Annotated in this window: 15 protein-coding genes; 13 read left to right on the top strand and 2 right to left on the bottom strand. The window is 62.9% G+C overall.

Annotation, left to right across the window (positions count from 1 at the left end):
* Positions 1 to 26 precede the first annotated feature (26 nt).
* Positions 27 to 776, top strand: coding sequence for an ATP-binding cassette domain-containing protein (locus J2Y63_RS32415; RefSeq protein ID WP_435269406.1), 750 nt, complete (start codon positions 27 to 29; stop codon positions 774 to 776).
* Positions 777 to 790: 14 nt separating this feature from the next.
* On the opposite strand, the gene J2Y63_RS32410 is transcribed toward J2Y63_RS32415, so the two are convergent.
* Positions 791 to 1,582, bottom strand: a complete 792-nt coding sequence (locus tag J2Y63_RS32410; protein ID WP_435269405.1) for a shikimate dehydrogenase family protein — start codon at positions 1,580 to 1,582, stop codon at positions 791 to 793.
* Between the two features lie 23 nt (positions 1,583 to 1,605).
* Between J2Y63_RS32410 and J2Y63_RS32405 the strand changes: the two genes are divergently transcribed.
* From J2Y63_RS32405 to J2Y63_RS32380, 6 genes are read left to right on the top strand one after another with little or no spacing between them, the layout of a single operon-like run.
* Positions 1,606 to 2,613, top strand: coding sequence for a CoA transferase subunit A (locus J2Y63_RS32405; RefSeq protein ID WP_435269404.1), 1,008 nt, complete (start codon positions 1,606 to 1,608; stop codon positions 2,611 to 2,613).
* A 3-nt stretch (positions 2,614 to 2,616) separates the two neighbouring features.
* Positions 2,617 to 3,417, top strand: a complete 801-nt coding sequence (locus J2Y63_RS32400; protein ID WP_435269403.1) for a CoA-transferase subunit beta — start codon at positions 2,617 to 2,619, stop codon at positions 3,415 to 3,417.
* A 2-nt stretch (positions 3,418 to 3,419) separates the two neighbouring features.
* The gene (locus tag J2Y63_RS32395) at positions 3,420 to 4,631 is read left to right on the top strand and encodes a CaiB/BaiF CoA transferase family protein (RefSeq protein ID WP_435269402.1); all 1,212 of its coding nucleotides are present in this window, start codon (positions 3,420 to 3,422) and stop codon (positions 4,629 to 4,631) included.
* Positions 4,632 to 4,674: 43 nt separating this feature from the next.
* Entirely contained in the window at positions 4,675 to 6,387 is a 1,713-nt protein-coding gene (locus J2Y63_RS32390) for an acetolactate synthase catalytic subunit (protein WP_435269401.1), read from the top strand.
* Positions 6,388 to 6,400: 13 nt separating this feature from the next.
* Positions 6,401 to 7,402 (top strand): dihydroxyacetone kinase subunit DhaK, encoded by a 1,002-nt coding sequence (locus tag J2Y63_RS32385; RefSeq protein ID WP_256120128.1) that lies wholly within the window; start codon positions 6,401 to 6,403, stop codon positions 7,400 to 7,402.
* On the top strand, positions 7,399 to 8,004 hold the full coding sequence (locus J2Y63_RS32380) for a dihydroxyacetone kinase subunit L (RefSeq protein ID WP_435269400.1): 606 nt from the start codon (positions 7,399 to 7,401) through the stop codon (positions 8,002 to 8,004). The genes J2Y63_RS32385 and J2Y63_RS32380 overlap by 4 nt, the downstream gene beginning before the upstream one ends.
* 7 nt (positions 8,005 to 8,011) lie before the next feature.
* On the opposite strand, the gene J2Y63_RS32375 is transcribed toward J2Y63_RS32380, so the two are convergent.
* Complete coding sequence (locus tag J2Y63_RS32375; RefSeq protein ID WP_435269399.1) at positions 8,012 to 9,085, bottom strand: LacI family DNA-binding transcriptional regulator; 1,074 nt, start codon at positions 9,083 to 9,085, stop codon at positions 8,012 to 8,014.
* A 205-nt stretch (positions 9,086 to 9,290) separates the two neighbouring features.
* On the opposite strand from J2Y63_RS32375, the gene J2Y63_RS32370 reads away from it, so the two are divergent.
* The 6 genes from J2Y63_RS32370 to J2Y63_RS32345 all read left to right on the top strand — a co-directional run bounded on the left by J2Y63_RS32370 (position 9,291) and on the right by J2Y63_RS32345 (position 14,882).
* Positions 9,291 to 10,358 carry a Gfo/Idh/MocA family oxidoreductase gene (locus tag J2Y63_RS32370; RefSeq protein WP_435269398.1) on the top strand — a complete coding sequence of 356 codons (1,068 nt, stop codon included), beginning with the start codon at positions 9,291 to 9,293 and terminating at the stop codon, positions 10,356 to 10,358.
* Entirely contained in the window at positions 10,342 to 11,088 is a 747-nt protein-coding gene (locus J2Y63_RS32365; RefSeq protein WP_435269397.1) for an SDR family NAD(P)-dependent oxidoreductase, read from the top strand. The genes J2Y63_RS32370 and J2Y63_RS32365 overlap by 17 nt, the downstream gene beginning before the upstream one ends.
* Positions 11,088 to 11,603 (top strand): TRAP transporter small permease, encoded by a 516-nt coding sequence (locus J2Y63_RS32360; protein ID WP_435269396.1) that lies wholly within the window; start codon positions 11,088 to 11,090, stop codon positions 11,601 to 11,603. The genes J2Y63_RS32365 and J2Y63_RS32360 overlap by 1 nt, the downstream gene beginning before the upstream one ends.
* Positions 11,600 to 12,874, top strand: a complete 1,275-nt coding sequence (locus tag J2Y63_RS32355; protein WP_435269395.1) for a TRAP transporter large permease — start codon at positions 11,600 to 11,602, stop codon at positions 12,872 to 12,874. The genes J2Y63_RS32360 and J2Y63_RS32355 overlap by 4 nt, the downstream gene beginning before the upstream one ends.
* Positions 12,875 to 12,906: 32 nt before the next feature.
* Positions 12,907 to 13,893 carry a TRAP transporter substrate-binding protein gene (locus J2Y63_RS32350; protein ID WP_256120135.1) on the top strand — a complete coding sequence of 329 codons (987 nt, stop codon included), beginning with the start codon at positions 12,907 to 12,909 and terminating at the stop codon, positions 13,891 to 13,893.
* A gap of 62 nt (positions 13,894 to 13,955) precedes the next feature.
* Entirely contained in the window at positions 13,956 to 14,882 is a 927-nt protein-coding gene (locus J2Y63_RS32345; RefSeq protein WP_435269394.1) for a MaoC/PaaZ C-terminal domain-containing protein, read from the top strand.
* Positions 14,883 to 15,014: the final 132 nt, after the last annotated feature.

Here is a 15,014-nt window from a genome sequence, read left to right as displayed (position 1 = left end):
CCTCGACCGCCCAGAGGATATGCGTGATGACCCCATTGCTGAAACTGAACAATATCTGCAAGTCGTTCGGCGCCGTGCGCGCGCTGACCGATATCGATTTCGAACTCTACGATTCCGAGGTCGTGGCGCTGGCCGGCGACAATGGTGCCGGCAAATCCACCCTCATCAAGATCATCTCCGGCGCGCAGCCGGCCGATAGCGGCCAGATCTGGTTCGAGGGCCGCGAAGTGACGGTGCGCAAGCCCGAGGATGCCCGGCATCTCGGCATCGAGACGGTCTATCAGGATCTGGCGCTCTTCGACGATTCCAACGTCGCGGAAAACATCTTTGCCGGACGCGAGGCCGTGCGCAACGTGCTCGGCGCGAAGTTTCTCAAGGCCGAAGAGATGCACAGCCGCTCGAAGGATCTGTTGAAGTCGCTCAACATCCACATCCAGTCGACGCATTTTACCGTGAAGGGCATGTCCGGCGGCCAGCGCCAGAGCGTCGCCATCGCACGCGCCGTCGCCTTCGGCCGCAAGGTCGTCATCCTCGACGAGCCGACGGCGGCACTCGGCGTGCCAGAGCAGGAGAAGGTCCTGTCGCTGATCAAGGACCTGCGCTCGCGCGGCTTCTCGATCATCCTGATCAGCCACAACCTGCACCATATTTTCGAGGTTTGCGACCGCATCCATGTGCTGCGTCAGGGCCAGACGGCAGGGGTGCGTAAAAAGGCCGAAACCAGTCCCGACGACATCGTCAAGCTCATCACCGGTGGCAATCTGGTCGTGCATTGAGCACGACCAGGACGTCACAGACCGTTTTCGTAGAAGCGGAGCGCCAGCGGGATCTGTGGGCCGAACATCGCCTTGCCATGCTGCGTGCGGCAGCCGCGCGCCTCGGCCACCTCCAGAAAGGGCGTCATATGCGGGACGTTCACCACATCGCCGACGAAGATGCCGTGCCGCGTCGCCGAAAGGTCGACGGGCAGCGGATCGTCGGCCGAAAGACCGAGACTGGTGGCGTTTACGACGATGTCGATCTCTGCGCCGGGCGCAGCAGTCGTCACAGTGAAGACGGTCGCCGGGAAGGCGCTGCGAAGCCGGTTCGCAAGTGTTTCCGCGCGTTCTCGGTTGCGGTTTGCGATCGCGATGCGGCCGATGCCGGCTTCGGCGAGTGCACAGCAGATACCGGCGCTGACGCCGCCCGCACCGGCCACATGGGCCGAGGCACCGGCAATGGTGATGCCTGCGGCCGTCATGGCACCGACAAAACCGGCACCGTCGAGCTGGTGGCCGAAGAGCTGGCCATCCGGCGTGCGGCGGACGATGTTCACAGCGCCGGCAATGCGCGCCGTTTCACTGGCATCATCGAGAAGTGGCAGGATGCTCTCCTTGAACGGCATTGTGACGAAGAAGCCTGCGAGGTTTTCCACATGCCGCAAGCCGGTGAGGGCGGCGTCCAGCGATTCCGGCTTTACACCGAACGGGATCATGCGGCCCGGCAGCCCATGTTCGGCGAGATAGGTATTCAGAATGCCCGGCGAGCGGACGAAGCCTATTGGGTAACCGATCAGTCCATAGAGTCGATGTTCATCCGCCATCCGGCGTGTCCTCCTGCCAATGAGTGGTGTCTGTCGAGCTCCGGCCTAACAGAAAAATACCAAGCAAGAAACGTTTTTTGTTGCCAATATCCAGAAACGTTTTTATATCCGGTTCTACCTATCGGGAGGACCGCATTTTGAAAGAGAAACTGACGACCCTGGAGAGCGCGTTGTCTCCGATCGTGTCCGGCTCGTCCGTGGCGATCGGCGGCAGTCTGCTGCGCCGCCAGCCGAACGCCGCCGTGCGCCAGCTGATCCGCGCTGGGGTGCGCGACCTGACCGTGATGAGCTGGGCCGGCACGACGGCTATCGATCTGCTGGCTGCCGCGGATGCCATTCGCCGCTGGGAGGGCATCTATGTCGGCCTGTTCAACTACGGGCTGGCGCCGAATTTCCGCCGCGCTGTCGAGAGCGGGCGCATCGAGGTGCGCGATTTCTCCGAAACGGCAATGGTGGCGCGCCTGCGCGCGGCCGCCCAAGGCATGCCCTTCCTGCCGATCCGCACGCTGTTCGGCTCCGATATCGCCAAGGTGAATCCCGAGCAGATCCGCACCTTCGACTGCCCGTTCACCGGACAGAAGCTGCAGGCGATTGCCGCCGCCGAGCCGGACTTCACTCTCATCCACGGTTATGCCGGCGACAAATACGGCAATGTGCAATGGCCGGTCGTGCGCGATACTGACGATATGGACCAGCCGTTCGCTTCCGGCGCCAAGCGCCTGATCGTGACGGTCGAAAAGATCGTGCCGCACGAGGAGATCAAGAAGCAGCCGTCGCTGACCTACATTCCCGGCAATTGGGTGGAGGCAATCGTCGAGGTGCCCTATGGCGCGCATCCCGCGGCCTGCGACACGCTTTATGACGAGGACGACGCGCATCTGCGCGACTACATCGCTCGCTCGAAGACCGCCGACGGCGTGAAGGCCTATCTCGACGAATTCGCAAACGCTCTTCCGGATCACGCTGCCTATCTGGAAAAATGCGGGGGCCTCGCTGCGCTCGCCGCCCTCGACGTCAAGGGGAGGGCGTAAGCCATGGCCGACTTCACCAATAACGAACTCATCACCGCCTATCTCTCCCGCCAGATCCGCGACGACGATCTCTGCTTCGTCGGCGTCGGCACCAATGGACGCGCCTTCACGCTCGCCGTCGGCATGCCGCTGGCCGCCGTGCGGCTCGCGCAGCTGCACCATGCGCCGGGTGCCGCCGTCTACTGGGGCAACCTGCTGGAGCCAGACCTTTCGGTGATCCCGGAACACTTCACGCAGGATACGTTCACGCAATGGCAGGCCGCCGCCTGCCCGCCGGATACGGGCGTGAAATGCGACATGCTGGCGCGCGGACGGTTCGACGTGTCGTTCAATTCCGCCGCCCAGCTCGATCGCTACGGCAACATGAACATCACGGCGATCGGTGACTACCGCAATCCGAAGGTGCGCCTTGTCGGCAGCCTGGCGCAGCCGGAGCATTTCGCCTTCGTGCGCCGGCCCCTGCTGCTAATGGACCTCGATGCGCGCAGCTTCGTCGAGAAGGTCGATTTCATTACCAGCGCCGGCCATCTCTCGGGCGGCAACAGTCGCCGCGAGGCCGGGCTGAGCGAGGGTGGTCCGGCGCTTGTCGTCACCGACAAAGCGGTCTTCGACTTTGCCGAAGACACGCGCGAGATGCGGCTGAAATCGCTGCATCCGGGCGTGACGAAGGATGCGGTGCTCGCCGCCATGTCTTTTGTTCCGCTGGTTCCAGAAACGATTCCGGAGACCGAGCCGCCGACGGTGAAGGAACTCGCCCACATCCGCACCGATATCGACCCCAACCGCATCCTGCTCAAAGTCTGATCATGTCTTCAAACGCACAGTCCACGGTTTCGTCCCTCTCCGGCATCAAGGTGCTGGATCTCTCACGCTTCATCGCCGGCCCGCATTGCGCCATGCTGCTCGGCGATCTCGGTGCGGATGTCGTGAAGGTCGAACGCACGCGCGCCGGCGACGACACCCGTTCGCTCGGCCCCTACATTGCGGGCGAGAGCATCTACTTCATGATGTTCAACCGCAACAAGCGCAGCCTGACGCTCAATTTCCGCAATCCGGAGGCGCAGGACCTGCTGCGCCGCCTCGTGCTGGAGGCCGACGTGCTGGTCGAGAATTTCCGACCCGGTACGATGGAGAAAATGGGCTGCGGCTGGGAGGATCTGCGCAAGATCAACCCCAAGCTGATCATGGCCCGGCTTTCCGGCTTCGGCCAGAACAACAGCCTATCCGCCGAACCCTGCTTCGATGGCATCGCCCAGGCGATCACGGGCTTCATGGACCTCACTGGCGATCCGAAGGGCGGCCCGATGATGGCAGGCACCTTCCTCGTCGACTATGCCACTGCGCTGCATGCCACGATCGGCATTCTCGCCGCATTGAACCATCGCAACCGGACGGGCGAGGGGCAGGTCGTCGATGTCAGCTTGATCGGCGGCGCGACCTCCATGCTGATGACTGCCATTCCGGAATTCCTGGTCAACGGCCGCCGCATGACACGCGCCGGCAACCGCGACCGGTATGCCGCGCCCGCCAACACTTTCCGCGCCAAGGACGACGTCTGGATCCACATGGTCGCCGGCAACAATGCGCATTTCCCGCGTTTTGCGGCGATGATCGGCCGACCCGACCTGTTGGACGATCCACGCTTCTCGACGCTCGAGCAGCGCATGGTGAATGTCGAGGCGATCGAGGCGATCGCGGCCGCATGGATTGCGGAGCACACGGCGGACGAGGTGCTCGCGGTGTTGCGCGTTGCAGAACTTCCTTCGGCCCGCATCCGCACCGTCGAGGAGGTCGCGAACGACCCCTACATGCGCGAAGCCGGTCATATCGTCGATGTCGTGCATCCCAAGGCTGGCGTGGTGCCGATGCAGGGGCCGCCCGTCGGTCTCGGCACCACGCCGACCGCCGTGCGGCGTCCGCCGCCGATGCTCGGCGAACATTCCGACGACGTGTTGCACGAGTGGCTTTCCATGCCGGACGAGGAGATCGCCGAGCTTCGCTCGGCAACGGTCATCTGACAGAATTCATCCGCATTTTCAAAGGTTTCGAGGAGGATAGAACGTGAGCAAGGGTAACAGGAGCGGGGCGCATGTGATGGCGCAGGCGCTGAAGCGGCATGGTGTAGAGGTGATCTTCGGCCAGGCTATTCCGGCAGCGCTTTTCCTCGCGGCGCCGCATTACGGCATCCGGCAGATCGGCTATCGCACGGAAAATGCCGGCGCGGTGATGGCCGACGCCTATGCGCGCATTTCGCACAAGGTGGCGGTCGTAACGGCGCAGAACGGGCCGGCCGCGACGCTGCTGGTGGCCGGTCTGGCAGAAGCCTACAAGGCCTCGATCCCGATCGTCGCCATCGTGCAGGACGTGGCGCGCCCCTTCGCCGACAAGAACGCCTTCCAGGAACTCGATCATCTCGACCTCTTCAAGGGCGTGGCCAAGTGGATCAAGCGCGTCGCCGACGTCAACCGCATCGACGACTATATCGACATGGCCTTCACGGCCGCTGCCTCCGGTCGACCCGGCCCCGCAGTGCTGATCGCGCCGATCGACATGTTCGTCGATACGGCGGAAAGCCGTACCGAGGGGCGCATGGCATCGCTCGGTACTTTCCCGCTCGATCGCAGCGGACCGGATCCGGACCGCATCGCGGAAGCCGCCAAGCTGCTCGCCTCCGCCGAGCGCCCGCTGATCATCGCCGGCGGCGGCGTGCATGTGTCTGATGCTGCCGATGAGCTTGCAGCTCTTCAGGAACGCTTCTCTATTCCGGTGGCGACCACCGTAATGGGTAAGGGCGCCGTCGACGAGGGCCATCCGCTCTCCGTCGGCATCGTCGGCTATTTCATGGCGACGCGCAGCCGCACCAAGCACCTGCGCGCGCTGGTCACCGAGGCGGATGTCATCATGCTGATCGGCAACCGTACCAACCAAAATGGCACGGATAGCTGGTCGCTCTTCCCGAAGGGCGCAAAATACATCCACCTCGACGTGGACGGTCAGGAAATCGGCCGCAACTACGAGGCGCTGCGCCTCGTCGGCGATGCGAAACTCGGCATCAAGGCGCTCTCGGCAGCGCTCGATGCGGAAGATGGGGCGAAGCGCAAGGCGGCCCGTCCGGCGCTTGAAAAGACCATTGCTGAAGGCCTTGCCAAAGGCCGCCAAGATGCCGCCGCTGTCGAAACGTCGAATGCCAGCCCGCTTCGCCCGGAGCGGTTGATGCGGGATCTCGACAGCCTGCTGACGCCGAACCACATCGTCGTCTCGGATGCCAGCTATTCCTCGATCTGGATCGGCAACCACCTGACCGCGCGCAAGCCCGGCATGCGCTTCCTCACGCCGCGTGGCCTTGCCGGCCTCGGCTGGGGTCTGCCCTATGCGCTCGGCGCCAAATGCGCCCGGCCGGATGCGCCGGTCTTCGCGCTCGTCGGCGATGGCGGTTTCGCGCATGTCTGGTCGGAGCTGGAGACGGCTCGCCGCATGGGGCTGAACGTCGTGGTCGCGGTGCTCAACAACTCGATCCTCGGTTATGAGAAACACGCGGAAAAGGTGATCTTCAACGAATATTCTGATGCCTGCGATTTCACGCCAGTCGACCACGCGGCGATTGCTCGCGGGGCGGGTTGCGCGGGCGTGCGCATCGAGAAGGCGGAGGATTTCCTGCCGGCGCTGAAGGCGGCCTTCGCGGCCAACACCACGACCGTTCTCGACGTCTTGACCGACGAGCGCGCCTATCCGCCGATCACCATGTTCAACGACAATTCCGCGCTGAATTACTGAGGGAGGCGACGTCATGAAGAAATTGATGAACAAGCCCTCGGGCTTTGTCGATGAAATGCTCGACGGTCTCGTTGCCGCCAATCCCTCGCTGGCGCTCGGCGGCGACACCGGCCGCGTCGTGCACCGCGCAAAGCCTATCCGCAGCGGCAAGGTCGGTGTCGTTTCCGGCGGCGGCTCCGGCCACCTGCCGCTCTTCACCGGCTATGTCGGGGAGGGGCTGCTCGACAGCTGCTCGATCGGCAACGTCTTCGAAGGGCCGACGGTCGGCTCCTGCATGGAGGCGATCAAGCTTGCCGATGGCGGCAAGGGCGTGCTGCGCCTCTATGGCAACTACGGTGGCGACCGGATGAACTTCGACATGGCCGGCGAAATGCTGGAGGACGAGGGCATCCGCACGACGACCGTGCTCGGAAATGACGATGTCGCAAGCGCCGGCCCGGCCGAGCGGCAGAAACGCCGCGGCGTTGCGGGCATCATCTATGCCTACAAGACGGCCGGCGCGCTTGCGGAAACCGGCGCCGATCTCGATGCCGTGACGGCGATCGCGCAGAAGACGGTGGATCGCACGCGCACCATTGGCGTTGCACTTGCGCCCTGCCAGGTGCCGGGCTCCGACAAGCCGTCCTTCACGCTCGGCGAAAACGAGATCGAGATGGGCATGGGCATCCATGGCGAGCCGGGCATCTGGCGCGACACGCTGCGCGAAGCCGACGCCATTGCCGACGAGATGATTGAGCGCCTGCTCGCCGACAAGCCGGAGGGGGCGGGCAAGCGCGTCTCCATCCTCGTCAATAGCCTTGGTGCCACGCCGCTGGAAGAGCTATTCATCCTCTACCGCCGAGCGAGGGCGACGCTCGAAGCAGCAGGCATCGAGATCGTCCGGCCGCTCGTGGGCCACTATGCGACGTCGATGGAAATGGCCGGCGCCTCCATCTCGCTCTGCTTCGTCGACGACGAGATCGAGGCGCTGCTGGCCGCCCCCGCCCACTGCCCATTCTGGACGGTGACGGCATGAGCATTACGGTCGCCTCCATCGCCGCTGCCGTCACCCGCGCCGATAAGGCGATGGGCGGGCTGGAGCAGATATTGAACGACGCCGATGCAAAACTCGGCGACGGCGACACGGGCGGCATGCTCGCCCGGGTCATCGGCAAGATGGCCGAGGTCGACCTGTCTTCCACCGCCGATCCGGGCGCTGCCTTGAGCCAGCTCGCCAAAGCGGCGACGGTTGCGACGGGATCGAGCCTGGGCACTTTGTTCGCGACGGGATTGCTTGCCGCGGGCCGCGAGGCAAAGGGCCGGGCGACACTCGACGTTGGCGACCTTTCCAGCCTCTTTGCGACGGCGCGCGATGCGATGATTGCGCGCGGCGGCGCGTCGCTTGGCGACAAGACCGTGCTCGATTCGCTCGATGCCATTGCCGAGGCGCTAAAGGGCGCCGAAACGCCGGAGCAGGCGACACGGGATGCAGCGAAGGCGGCATCCGAGGCGCTCGAAACATTCCGTTCGCGGCCGAACCGCATCGGCCGCGCACGTATGTTCGGTGACCAGACGATCGGCATCGATGATCCCGGCATGCTGGCGATCAAGGAGCTTTCGGCCGCAATCGCGGTCTGACCCGCTATCAGCCCGGAGAGACGAGAGGCCGGCGTTCTGCCGGCCTCTTTGCGTTCCCGCCATCGGCAGGGGCCGCACAGGATGCGCGCAGGACCAACTCCGTCGGTATGATGACTTCACGTGGCGTCGGCGGGCGCTTGGAGTGGATGCGGCGCATCAGCAGTTCCGCGGCGGCAGCGCCCATTTCGCGCTTGGGCAGGTGAAGCGTGCTGAGATTGATGCGGCGCAGCCGTGCTAGATCGATATCGTCGCAGCCAAGCAGCGATAGGTCTTCCGGAATCGACAGGCCGAGTTCGCTTGCCGCATCCTGCACACCGAGCGCGCAGACATCGTTGCTGGCGATCACCGCCGTTGGCCGCTTCGAGAGTGTGGCGAAGTAGTGCATGGCGTCATAGCCGGCCTCGACGGTGTAGTCGCCGCGATAGATCAGGTCGGGGTCCTCGTCGCAGCCGAGGTCGGCGATGGTCGCCTCGAAGGCTTCGAAACGTTCCTGCGCCGTGCTGGAGGTTCCTGGGCCGGTCACGAGGCCGATCCGGCGGTGGCCGAGCCCGTGCAGGTAGGTCACGCTGTCGCGCATGCCCTGAAGATTGTCAGAGCCAACGTAGTCGTCGCGAAAACGTGAAGAACGGCGCTGGATGAGCACGAAGGGCGTCTTGCCGTCGAGCAGCTTGCGCACCTCCGGCGTGTCGCAGTGCTGGGAGATCAGGATCATGCCGTCCACCTGGCGATCCAGCAGCGTCTGCATCTGGCTGACCTGGCGCTCGACGAGCTCGTCGGTGTTGCAGAGCAGGATTGTACAGCCCTCGCGCACGGCGATGTCGTCGATGCCGCGGATAAATTCCGGGATGGCGGGATTGCTGACATCGGGCACCAGCACGCCGATGGTTGAACTCAGCTTCATGCGCAGCGAGCGCGCCACGGCGGAGGGTCGATAACCCAGCCGTTCGGCGGCTTCCTTCACCTGGCGGCGGGTTTCCTCGTTAACGTGCCGCTTGCCGGCCAACGCATTCGAGACCGTCGAAACCGCATGTCCGGTCGCCGCAGCCACATCCCTGATTGTAATCCGGCCATTGTCGGGCACGCTTCAAACTCCAGTTGCAGAACCGATTTTATCATGGCGCTATTTTCACGGCGCCAAGCGACATTAGCTGAGAATCGCCGACGGAAATAGTCAAATACTAACATTGACAGGTCGCGGGCAGGGGGCTAATCAAAACGACGAAAACCGTTTTTCGAAAAACGTTTTCTGAGGCGTGGAGGCCTCTTTCCGGTGGAGGAGTTTCAGGATGCAGCAGGACCGTCTGCGAACGGCGCTAGTAGGATGCGGGGCGTTTGCCAATGCCGCGCTGCTTCCAGCGATGCGCATAGCTGATATCGACATCGTGGCAGTCTGCGACCCTGATGCTGCGCGCGCTGAAGCTACGATGCGGGCCGCCGGCGCCAGCGCCTGCTACGCCGACATGTCCGCTATGCTCGACGCGGAAAAGGTGGATGCGGTCGTCATGGCGGTCGGCCCGACGATCTATCCCACACTCGCCGTGCAAGCCTTTGCCCACCGCGTTCATGTTTTCGTCGAGAAGCCGCCGGCGATCACGCTTGCCGAGGGCGAGGCGATGGCGCTGGCCGCAAGAAAGGCCGGCCGGCAACTCACCGTCGGCTTCATGAAGCGCTTCGCGACCGGCTACCGCATGGCGAAGGACATTTCCGAGACGGCGGATTTCGGCGCGGTACAGATGGTGAGCGCGCGCATCACCTCCGGCGTCTGGACGCCGGCCTGGTCGAAGACCTTGACGCCGTTCTCCTTCGTGCTCGATCACAGCGTGCACTTTCTCGATCTGATGCGCTTCTTCGGCGGCCCGGTCGATTGGGTCTCGGCCGTCAAGACACAGGCATCCGATGAGCGGTTCGGTTTCGCGGTGCTGCTCGGTTATGCCAGCGGGGCGGCCGGGCTGCTTGAAATATCGAATTACGAAAGCCGTGGCGTGCCGAACGAGCGCGTGCAGATCGCCGGCTCGAAGGGCGCCAGCGTCACGGTCGAAAACGTCACGCGCGTCACCTATACACGGGATGCCGAACCCATGGTGTCCGGTCGCGCCTTCTCGCCGGAGCGCGAGCGCTTGATCTGGGAACCGAACATGACGAACATTTCCGGCGAGAACGCGTCGCTCGTCCACATGGGTTATGTCGGCGAGATGCGCAATCTCGCGGCCGGTCTTGCGGCGGGCAGCGCGGTCACCCCGTCCATCGAGGATGGCATCGCGGCGCTGGCTCTTGCCCATGCGGTCGTCGAAAGCGATGGCCGCCGTATCAATCTTCAAAATGCAGGTGAGTTTCAACATGTCGCTGTCCATTGATCTGAAAGGCCGTATCGCACTCGTCACGGGTGGCGGAACGGGGCTTGGGCGGGCCGGTGCGGATGCATTGGTGGCGGCAGGTGCAACCGTCATCATCGCCGGCCGGCGTCAGGATGTGCTCGAAAAGGCTGCGACCGAGGCGGGAGCGCAGGCGATGACCTGCGATGTCAGCGATGCAACGGAAACACGCGCGCTCGTCGAGCGTATGGTCGCCGAACACGGCAAGCTGGACATCCTCGTCAACGCCGCCGGCCTCAACATCCGCGGCGATTCGTTCGACTATGGCGTCGAGGACTGGGACAGGGTACATGCGATCAACACGCGCGGCCTGTTCTTCATGTCGCAGGCGGCCGGCCGCGTCATGCGCAGCAATGGTTATGGCAAGATCATCAACATCGCCTCGATGGCAAGCGAGATCGGCATGCCGGCCATCGTCGCCTACGGGTCTTCGAAGGGCGGCGTCAAGCAGATCACGCAGGGCCTCGCCGTCGAATGGGCCAAGGCCGGCATCCGGGTGAATGCCATCGAGCCGGGCTGGTTCCGCACCGAACTCACCGAGCCGCTCTTCCACAACAAGGAATGGCTGGCGAAGGTGGAAAACCGCGTTCCGATGGGGCGTGCGGGAAATCCAGAAGAAGTCGGCGGCGCCATCGCTTTCCTTGCCAGCGCGCTCTCGGACTATATATCCGGCGCCGTTATCAAGGTCGACGGGGGAGCACTGGCAGCCTGATGCAAGAACAATCCGAAATCGTCGAAGCCCCAGAAAATCCGACGCTGCTCGAGCGTATCGGGGAAGCCGTCATCGTTCCGTTGATGCTCGCCATCATCGCCATAGGCTTTGCGTCCGTCTGCCTGCGTTATGTCTTCAACGGTCACTACGCGCTGTTCTGGTCGGAAGAGGTCATCCGCTATGCCTTCATCTGGCTGTTCTGGCTGGCCGCGCCGATCCTCGTCTGGCGGCGCGCCATGTTCACGGTCGACCTGTTCACCAACATGCTGCCAAAGCGCATACAGCGCGTCATCGCGATCCTTCTCGATCTTGCCGTCATCGTGCTGATGGGGACCTTCGTCTACTACGGCTGGCTGATGGCGCGCGTGAATGCGCCGCAATTGTCGTCGGCGCTGTCGCTGTCGCTCTTCTGGATCTATCTCGCCATTCCCGTCGGCGCGGCCCTCATCATATTTGCTACGATCGCACGCATGTTGCGCGACGTGCGTAACGGTGCACAGGAGGCAGGCCGATGACGCTCACACTCTTCGGCTGCTTCTTCCTCTTTCTGCTGCTCGGCCTGCCGGTAGCCTTCTCCACCGGTCTTGCGGCGCTCGTCGTCGTACTCAACTATCCCATCGTGCAGGAACGCCTGCTGATCACGAAAACCTTCGGCGGCATGGATTCTTTCACGCTGATGGCGATCCCGTTCTTCGTGCTGGCCGGCGAGGTCATGTCGCGCTCAGGCCTCACGCAACGCATCGTTGATTTGGCGATCGCCCTCGTCGGGCATTTTCGAGCCGGCCTTGCCTATGTCACGGTCATTTCCAATGTCATGATGGCGGGCGTTTCTGGCTCTGCGTCGGCCGACTGCGCTGCCACCGGCTCGATCCTGATCCCGGCCATGAAGGAGCAGGGCTACAAGCCGGAGTTCGCGGCGTTGATGGTGGCATTCTCGGCAATGATGGCGCCGCTTATCCCGCCGTCGATCTTCCTGATCATCTATGGCTCGATGTCCGGCGTTTCGATCGGACGGCTGTTCCTCGCTGGTATCATCCCGGGCCTGCTTGTCGGCCTTTCGCTGCTCATCCTCGCCTTTATCCTGACACGCTTCACGTCGTTCAAGGTGGAGACGGTAAAATTCTCCGGTCAACGCTTGAAGGAATCCGCTATGAAGGCGGGTTTTGCATTGGTCATGCCCTTCGTCATCATCGGCGGCATCCGGTTCGGCATCTTCACGCCGACGGAAGCCGGCATCGTGGCGGTGGTTTATGCGCTGTTCTACGGCTTCGTCATCGAACGCTCGCTGAACCTCAAGAACCTGCGCGAACTCACCATGTCGGCGGCCCTCTCGTCCGCCAACATCATGATGATCGTCGGCTTTTCGGCGGTCTTCGGCACCATTCTGGCCCTTGGCCGCTTCGAGCAGCAGATCACCTCGGTGCTGTTCTCGATCACCACAGAACCGCTGCTCGTCGTCACCATCCTGATCATCGTGCTGACACTGATCGGCGGCCTGATGGACGAAGTATCGACCGCCGTGCTGTTCGTGCCCACGCTTGCCGCCATCGGCCTGCAGATGGGCTTCGATCCGGTGCAGTTCGGCGTCGTCATGGTGCTTGCCATCATGATGGGCGCGGTCATGCCGCCGGTCGGCACGCTGCTGTTCATCGGGGTCAGCATCGCGCGCATACCGCTGTCGCGCATCCTCGTGCTGGTCTGGGTGTTCCTGATCCCGCTGCTGCTGGTCAACCTGCTGATCGCATTCGTCCCGTTCTTCACAACCTATCTGCCGTCCTTCATGTGACGGTGCATCAAGGCTCAACGGAGGAGTAGAGCATGTTCGTAGAAAAACGTTTCTTGATGGGTGCGCTGACCGCACTCGCACTTGCCGCCAGCACCGCGCTGGCCCAGGCCGAAACAACGCTGACGCTTGGCGACATCTATGCGGCCGACCACAGCAACACGCTGGCCGACAAGCGCTTTGCCGAGCTGGTCGCCGAGCGCACCAATGGCGAGGTGAAGATCGAGGTCTATGGCGACGCCACGCTCGGCAATGAGCGCGAACTGGCGGAAAGCGTCGTTTCCGGCTCGGTCGACATCGCGCCGAGCGGCATGTCGGGCATCGGTCGCTTCTTCCCGGAATTGCAGGTCCTGGAGCTTCCTTATCTTTATAAGGACCTCGACCACATGCAGCGCGTTGCCGCGGTAATTGCGCCAGACGTGCAGGAAGCCTTCCAGGCACAGGGCGTGCGCAATCTCGGTTTCCTCTACCTCGGCCCCCGGTCGATCGCCAGCAAGAAGGCAATCAACACGATCGAGGACATGGACGGGCTGCGGATCCGCGTGCCGGAATCGCCTCTTTATATCGGCTTTGCCAAGGCACTGAATGCGGTTCCGACGCCGATCCCGTTCCCGGAAGTCTATTCCGCCATTGAGACGGGTGTTGCGGATGCGACGGAAGGCGAGCCGGCGACGCTCTCGACCACCAAATGGTACGAGACGACGAAGAGCGTGAGCCTAACCAAGCACATCTGGCACTTCCGCTTCATCCCGGTGAATTCGGCGAAGTTCGATGCGCTCCCCAAGGAACAGCAGGACGTGTTGGTAAACGCGGCTGCCGAGGCGCAGGCCTATCAGGCAAGCCTCGTTAACGACTTCAATGACAAGGCGCTCGACGAGATGAAGAAGGCCGGCGTGACCATCATCGAGACCCAGGGTCTCGACAAGTTCGCAGCCCGTCTTGCCACCTTCCAGGACGAGTTCGCCGCCAGCCTCGGCGACAAGGCCGTCGCGCTTCTCGCCAAGGTCCGCAGCGTTCAGTAACCCGCATTCTGCCCGCTGCCGCAGGGTGGCGGGCTCCCATCTCGACAAGGATTCGATTGACGATGACGCCCCCGACCTTCAAGGACCCGACCTACGAAAACGTCTATATCGGCGAGACCTTCGGACCGGTCGACCTCGTGCTCGACGACTTTTTCCTGCGCAGCTACGCCTATGCCCTCGACGATTACAGCGGCATGCGGATCGTCGACGGCATGGTCCAGCCGGTCGGCGCGGTACCGTCCCACATGATCGTGTCGGATCTCATGCAGATCTTCCTGACGGTCTACGACCGCGACAAGGTGGTGGGCCTGCACCAGAAGGAAGAGGTCATCCACTACAAGCCCGTGCCGGTTGGTGCAAAGCTGACGCTCACCGGTACCTATGTCGACAAATACATGAAGCGCGGGAAGGGTTATACGGTGCTGGAAAGCATCGCGCGGGACGAAGAGGGCGACATCGTCATCCTGCAACGATCGACGGAAGTCATGCGCATGCCTGAAGGCGTCAAGGTCGGCACGGGCTCGGCCGAGCCGGAGCGGCGGGTCAGCCCGCGTGCGCTACCGGCCGAGCGGGCAGGACGTGTCACCGCGCAAACGCCGGTTGGCACGGCGCTGCGGTCGATGACGAAACAGGTGCGCCAGGCCCAGATGTCCGTCTTCACCGGTGCCGAATTCCACAAGCAGGGCATCCACACCAATCTGGAGATCGCAAAGAAGGCGGGCCTGCGTGAATGCATCGCCCAGGGCATGATGGAATCCTGCTGGGCGTCGCAATATCTCGCAGGTCTCTTCGGCGAAAGCTTTCTTTCCACCGGCCGGCATTTCTCCACCTACCTCATGCCGATCTATCCGAAAGACGTGATCACGATCGAGGGCATCGTGACGAGTAGGGAACCGTTAGATGGTGGGACCAGCGTTGAGATTGAATATTGGCTGATTAATCAGGACGGCCAAACGACCGCGGTCGGGTTTGGCGCGGCGGTACTGTGATCATTTCATGCGATGTCAATTAATGGACGTTCGGAGTCTAGGCTCAGGACCTATTAATTTGGTTTGAGCTGTGATTCACGGTTTCTGGAAGGAGACCGTGATGAGTGATTTGTTTCTGCTGAGCGAGAGCCA

The organism is Shinella sp. BE166, assembly GCF_051201095.1.
GTDB classification, from domain to species: Bacteria; Pseudomonadota; Alphaproteobacteria; order Rhizobiales; family Rhizobiaceae; genus Shinella; species Shinella lacus.
Note: the sequence above shows the minus strand (reverse complement) of the source record. Positions and strands in the feature narration are given on the sequence as shown.